The sequence below is a fragment of the Moraxella sp. CTOTU48268 genome, assembly GCF_032069585.1.
In the GTDB taxonomy this organism is placed as follows: Bacteria; Pseudomonadota; Gammaproteobacteria; order Pseudomonadales; family Moraxellaceae; genus Faucicola; species Faucicola cinerea.
This window is the reverse complement of the sequence record NZ_DAMALV010000032.1, coordinates 20,964-27,152: the sequence shown is the minus strand read 5'-3', so window position 1 is coordinate 27,152 and position 6,189 is coordinate 20,964. Positions and strand designations below refer to the sequence as shown.

Sequence of the window (6,189 nt, the reverse complement as noted above, 5' to 3'; positions counted from 1 at the left end):
CGGTGTACAGTTTTTTGATACCCCCCGCCATACTCTCGGCATGAGTTTTTTTGTCATGGCATGGATTGCAGAGGGTTTGTAGATTAGTTGGGTCGTCAGTACCGCCTTGAGCTGAATTGACGATGTGGTCACATACCAAGTCTTTAGGGTCAAAGACCTTGCGGCAGTGCTGACAAGTGTATAAATCACGCAATAATATTTGCTCACGTAAGCGGCGCCAAGGTCGGCCACCACGTCCACTGCCCCAACGGGATTTTGGTTGATGGTTTTGGCTTGGCTTTAATCGTGGCTTTAACTGTTGCAGTGCCATAGTTGCCCCAAATAAAAAAGACTCATAGCGACTAAACTACGAGCCATAAAAAAAGCTACCGGGAGGATGCGGTAGCTTTGATAGAGTTTCTGATTATGAGAAAATCATAGTGTTTTTTAAGTCATTTGGCAATATAACTCAAATCAAACTGTCATCTGCAATTGTATCGCGCGGCTTACTGCGTCTGTGTTTGAGCGTATTTTATCAATGATAAAATTAGTATATTTGCACAGCTCGTTACGACTCCATGACTTTTGAGGTATGCCACAAAACGCTGAGCGTTGACAACCTGACCATGTGTATTTATCGCCATTGGTTGCCACTGGGTAAGTCAGCTCACCCAATGCGGTATCGACAACCCGCTCGATGTACTTTGGCTTTATGTCTTTAGCGGTCAACTCATTAATAAAATGCTGGCGCAGTGCTGATTTATTGTGAGCGCTAAAGCCGTCGGTCATGTAGTGATAGCAAGCTGATTGGATGGGTGGCAAGCAAGCAAAGGCTTCGGCAGCGGCTCGGTCAAATTGTTTACGCATAGTTTATCCTCCTTGGCTGATAAATCTATCGTATGGTAAGGGTTGTATGCAACTCTTACCCAAACCCTTACCCAACTCAAAGCCTTGATATATCTGCATTTGGATAGTGTTGGGTAAGGGTGCCAAGGGTGGAAAGGGTTATTTTTAATTCTATAGAGAAAAATATTTTTATTTGTCTGTTGTCATTGAGTCTTATAAATAAATTTCTCTTATAGCAATAGGCGCAAAAACCCTTAACACCCTTACCCAGATACGCGAAAACCGCCATAGTGGCGGTCTTGGTTGGGTAAGGGTTTGTCTTTTAACCCTTTCCCAAAGTATTACCCAACGTCTTACCCAGTTAGGTTTTGGCATAAGGCGAATGGAATTTCTGGGGATTGGGATTGTTTAGCTCATTAAAGTCATCTAACGCAATGCGCCATTTGCTAATCTCATCGCCCAAATAAGCTTCCTGATTGGGGCATTCGGTTGGTATATTAACACAAATAATTGTAGATTTCTTGCGTGTTGACATAGTTGGTGTTTTATACCATAGCAAACGCTTGTCTTCACGGGTGCCAATAAACGATAAAAACTTGGTAGCCGTGGTGCTGCGCTCATTGTTTTGTTTGCACCATGTCAGATAAAACTTAAATAAATCTTGGGACAAACAAGATGAGTACGGCACCGCCAACTCACCCGCTGCCCACTCATCATAAAACGATTCCCAACTGGGCTGTGATAATTTAATCAACTGCTGTTTGGCTTTTGTCATGATAGCGGGCGTATGCTCGTTTTGTCCTGCCAAACTTACGTTGAGTAAATAAGTATAAAAGGCTGATACCATATCACTATCTGGGTCATTGACTGCGACCTCGACCCGTTTTAAAAGGGTGGCAGGGATTTTTGCTTTCGGATAGCTGACAACGTGACGTCGGTCATTGACCTCCAATGACAATGGCATCATGTCATTGGATAAAAAAACCGTGTTGACGTAGTTATCTTCTTTCCAACCGCTGACAAATTTCTTTGAGATATAAATCTGGTCGCCTGTGACTAGCTGTTTGACAAAGCCCATGTGCTTATAGCGGTCTTGCCCGGTAAATATTTCCTCGAACACGGTGTAAAGTTTGCCCGCTACCCAGTCATTGTATGATGACTCAAGCTGACCTTGACCCAATGTGACGGCATACTCACCATAAACACGGCGCATGATACGGTCAAAAAACAATGATTTACCCGCGCCTTGGATGTGGCCATGAAAAATCAGTGCCGTATCTAATTTGGTACCAGGCTTTTGCAATGGTATCGCAAGCCACCGCAACACCCACAAATACAAATCATTATTGTACTCACAGAGATGATGCAATAGTTCAAGGATAGGTCGGCATTTTTCTGTCGCGGTTTTGCCGTCGATATCGAGTGGCTTGAGTGGCAATCCCACAAAGGTATTAACAAACGGCTCGTCATTGGGTGCTTTACGGGTGCGTGATGGGTCAAACCAAATATTATCAACATCAACCATCTTTTTGCGCGGAGATTTTATCCAGCTGTCAAACGCTTCTTTGTCAGACAGTTCCACTGCTTTGGCTTCAATGCGGCGGTGTTTCTGGATATCCCAAACTTCTTTGGTGCCATAGATGAGTAAATAGCGATTAAAAAATCCTTTGGCGTCGTCTTTGCTAATCAGCTCATTGCGGTCGCGAATAACTTCGTCTTGAGTAATTGTCTTGGTTGATGCTTCAAACCATAGTTTGGCGATGGCTTTGTTGCCAATGTGGTCATTGAATTGCGTCTTTGTGTACTCAACCTTTTGCTGTAAGTCATAGACTTTGTTTGTTGCGCGTCCCGGTGCCATGATTTTTGCGTAACGCTGCAGCATGGCATTAAGGTCTTTTTGTTGCTGATCCGCAATCGCTTTGTCAGCGGGTGCAATGTCGTCATTGCTTGCGACAGGTGCAGGGGTTTGATTGACTACCGCCATGATTTGACGGGCAACCTCACCAAGTCCAAAGCGGACTGCTAAATCATTAAAATCTGTTAAAGCACCGCTCACTTTATGCTACCGCCTGTATGTCAAAATTAGGAATAATCACTTCACCGTTAACCGCTTTTGCTGCAACTTTTGCCGACTCGACGCCAGTGTTTTTGCCGGTCTTTTCACCTGTTTGAGCATCGTTATCTGCACAAAATAAAATGCGTGCGTTTGGATGTATGGCTCTTGCCACCTCACCAACTGGCAATAAATTGCCTGCGTTAAACGCAACATATACTGGGATTGATTGATTGATGGCCATGTAGATACTTGCACCTGTCGCCCATCCTTCACAGATAATCACAATCGGTGGGTTGTCAAATTGTGCTGGCAGTCCAATTGGGCAAAAACAATACTTAACCTGTCCACCGGTTAAAAATAGCTTGTTGCCATCTTTATCAATGATTTGCAGATTGCGGATGACATTGCCGCCATTTTCACGAGCGGCTAACGGTATCAATAAGTTGTCACCTTCAAAACGCGCCTCAAATGGCATAATCTGTTTGCGATTAAGGTATTCTGAGTAGCCTTGCATTAATGCTTTTCCGAAACGTGATGATGCAATGCCAGCTGCTTGATACTGCGCTTGGCGTTTGGCTTCCTGCTCAGCTTGCTCTTTGGCAACTTGCTCGGCTTTCCAGTTTGCACGTTGTTCTGGGGTGATTGTTGAGGTGGCACCAACGCCAAGGATACCGCCAACCATTGCCATCAAATCATAGCCGCTGGTGTTGGTGTAAAGCTCAACGAGTTTAAGCCCGTCACCCGCGCCACAGTTTGAGCATATCCAAGTGCCATCGCCTTTTTTGTTGTCACAGCGAAAACGGTCAGTGCCGCCGCAGACTGGGCAAGGCTGGTGTTGTTTTGGGGCTTTGTCAAATTGGATGCCAACCGCGGGAAAAATGGTATCAATCCATTTGCCATTGGCAGCGATTTTAATCGCATCGAAGTCTAAAGGTGGACGTTTAGTAGTCATGCAACACGCTCCAAAAATTTAGCCGTTTTGCCGCGGCCATTGGCTTTAACGATGCGCAATAAATCAGCTTTTTCGAGTTTTTTAGCGGTCTGTAAAAACGTGTTGCGATTGAGATTGTGCTCATTGATAAGCGCGTTGATGTCAATCACATCATGTTGACCCAATAGGACAATGATTTTTTGTGATAGATCGTTCCCTTTTAGCTTGCCGTATTGACCTTTAAACGGTTTATGCTTGGCAGGGTCAATCATGGTAGCGGGCGCATTGCGCGATTTGCGTTTTACGCGACCATCAAACAGACTGTAATAATAATTTGGGTCAATATCGCCACGTTTTTGCGCTTCGTATTTTGCCATCAGATCAGACTGTGGTATTCTGGGTTTGCGCCCCTTTTTACTTTCAGTGACTGTATTTCCCAATTCGCGTCGTGCCGCCTGCTCTTCGCGTAACTTTTTTTGACGCTCTATGTGTTCTGGGCTATGGTCAAACAAAAATGTATTTGATTGTTTACGTGTCAGTTTAAGCGCGTTATTGGTGATGGGTGTATCTGCAACATAGCCGTTTTCTTTTTTCCACTCAGCAATGACGCGCTCTTGCTCTGCCAAGTCTGTTTTTGCATATCCTGATATGATCATGGTTTTGACTCCATTGCTTCAGCAGTTAAAATCACTTTTTGAATTTGGGCAATCAGTGCATAACCCACTTTTTTCATTGCTCGACTTTCATCATTAGTGACTTTTTGGTCGGCAATGGCTGCCAAGGTGGTATTATTCATATCGGCAAATCGTTTCATCAGCTCAGCGATATCGTCAAACATTTCGCCATCCTCGCATTCTGGCAACTCAAACCAAGCCGCGTTGCCGTGGGCGCAGCAAATAGCATCCATAATCAGTGTCTTATTTTCCGCATGTGTAAGTACGTACTCAATGATGTCTGGTGATAAGGTATGGCTGTCATTGTTTGGGTTGATTTGCGCAGATACGGTGTTGTAATTAAGCCCATATTTGCCACAGATAAAATGCACCAATCCGCGCTCGCGCTTGGTGGTTTGATACACTGCCAAGTCGAGTGGCAATACGCACTTATCCGCGCGCTGTTTTGCTGTGTAGTATTGGTTCGACATATTCCCCTCGTTTTCGTCGTGTAATTATTGCTATTTTGTTGCTATGCTGATTGTGTTGATTGAGCATCACACTCGTTAGCGGGGACTGGGAAAATGTCAGGACGCAATTCATAGCATGGCACCCCAGTTACTTCGCTGATTTTTACAACATACTTTGCTGAGGCTTTTTTATCGCGAGCAACCATGACATTGACATTTGACGAGGTACGTGAAAGACCGATTTTTTCGGACAGTTCTGCGTTACCGCCTGCAATAGTTATGGCTTTTTTTAGAGCATCTAGCATTGATGACTCATGAGTATTTGACATTGTAATTACCTTTGTATTTAAAACTTAGGCATATAATTACATTTGTAATTGAACATGTCAATTACTTTTGAAACTGGTAAATTATTACATTTGTAATTATTATCGCGGAAAATTGACACTCAAAGTTACTGGAGTTCGCATGTACGCTGAATTAGACACATTAGGGAAACGGGTAAAATATTTTCGTGAGCAAAAAAAATTAAGCCAAGCCCAACTTGCTAATATGGTTTTGTCCAAAGATAAAAACACCGGTGAGCTGCGACCGATTGATCCGTCTGTGATTGGTAATATCGAAAATAGAGACAGTAAAAAAAGCCAACATACAGCAGGACTTGCAAAGGCATTGGGTGTGAGTATGGAATGGCTTGCGACTGGCGAAGGCGAACCTGTCCAGACGCCAGTGCGTGATGAGCCAAAAAAAGATGTTGTGTCTGAAGAATCAGCATTTGACTACGTTGTCATTGGTGGTAGCACGGATTACCCACTTGTTTTGGTTGATTACCTGGACAAAAAAGCAAGCTGTGGCGGCGGTTATGTCAATGGTGAATATGAAGAGAAAAAAGGACAAATAGCCTTTACGGTTGAATTTTTGCGTGAAAATAAATTACCAATTGACGGTGATGGCTTAGTGCTAATGCACGCATGTGGCGATAGCATGGGTTATACCATCCCAGATGAGACCATGATGCTGGTCAATCGCAAAGAGTGTCATTTTGAGAACATGATTAGCAAAGAAGTCTATACTTTCAACGCCGATGGTGAGATGATTTGTAAGCGCGCCTTTAAAAATTTGGACGGTTCAATCACGCTGGTATCAGACAATACGGATAAAACCCGTTATCCCGACCAAATTGTTGATAAAGACAAGTTTAATCATTTTGATATTTTTGGGCGTGTACGGTATACCTTTAACAAGATGTGAGGC

The 6,189-nt window shown here is 43.7% G+C and carries 8 protein-coding genes; 1 reads left to right on the top strand and 7 read right to left on the bottom strand.

What is annotated here, in order from left to right:
- The 7 genes from RT143_RS09865 to RT143_RS09835 all read right to left on the bottom strand — a co-directional run.
- On the bottom strand, positions 1 to 310 hold a 310-nt coding region (locus RT143_RS09865; RefSeq protein ID WP_313092786.1), incomplete at its 3' end, for an HNH endonuclease.
- A 143-nt stretch (positions 311 to 453) separates the two neighbouring features.
- Complete coding sequence (locus RT143_RS09860; protein ID WP_313092785.1) at positions 454 to 846, bottom strand: hypothetical protein; 393 nt, start codon at positions 844 to 846, stop codon at positions 454 to 456.
- Positions 847 to 1,186: 340 nt separating this feature from the next.
- Positions 1,187 to 2,881, bottom strand: a complete 1,695-nt coding sequence (locus tag RT143_RS09855) for a DUF5906 domain-containing protein (protein WP_313092784.1) — start codon at positions 2,879 to 2,881, stop codon at positions 1,187 to 1,189.
- Between the two features lies 1 nt (position 2,882).
- Positions 2,883 to 3,833, bottom strand: coding sequence for a primase-helicase zinc-binding domain-containing protein (locus RT143_RS09850; protein ID WP_313092783.1), 951 nt, complete (start codon positions 3,831 to 3,833; stop codon positions 2,883 to 2,885).
- Positions 3,830 to 4,468: a hypothetical protein gene (locus RT143_RS09845; protein WP_313092782.1), complete on the bottom strand. Its 639-nt coding sequence runs from the start codon at positions 4,466 to 4,468 to the stop codon at positions 3,830 to 3,832. Before RT143_RS09845 ends, RT143_RS09850 begins: the two co-directional genes overlap by 4 nt.
- Complete coding sequence (locus tag RT143_RS09840) at positions 4,465 to 4,956, bottom strand: phage regulatory CII family protein (RefSeq protein WP_313092780.1); 492 nt, start codon at positions 4,954 to 4,956, stop codon at positions 4,465 to 4,467. Before RT143_RS09840 ends, RT143_RS09845 begins: the two co-directional genes overlap by 4 nt.
- 41 nt (positions 4,957 to 4,997) lie before the next feature.
- Positions 4,998 to 5,264, bottom strand: coding sequence for a transcriptional regulator (locus tag RT143_RS09835; protein WP_313092779.1), 267 nt, complete (start codon positions 5,262 to 5,264; stop codon positions 4,998 to 5,000).
- Positions 5,265 to 5,403: 139 nt separating this feature from the next.
- On the opposite strand from RT143_RS09835, the gene RT143_RS09830 reads away from it, so the two are divergent.
- A complete protein-coding gene (locus tag RT143_RS09830) occupies positions 5,404 to 6,186 on the top strand; it encodes an XRE family transcriptional regulator (RefSeq protein ID WP_313092778.1) in 783 nt (260 codons plus the stop codon).
- Positions 6,187 to 6,189: the final 3 nt, after the last annotated feature.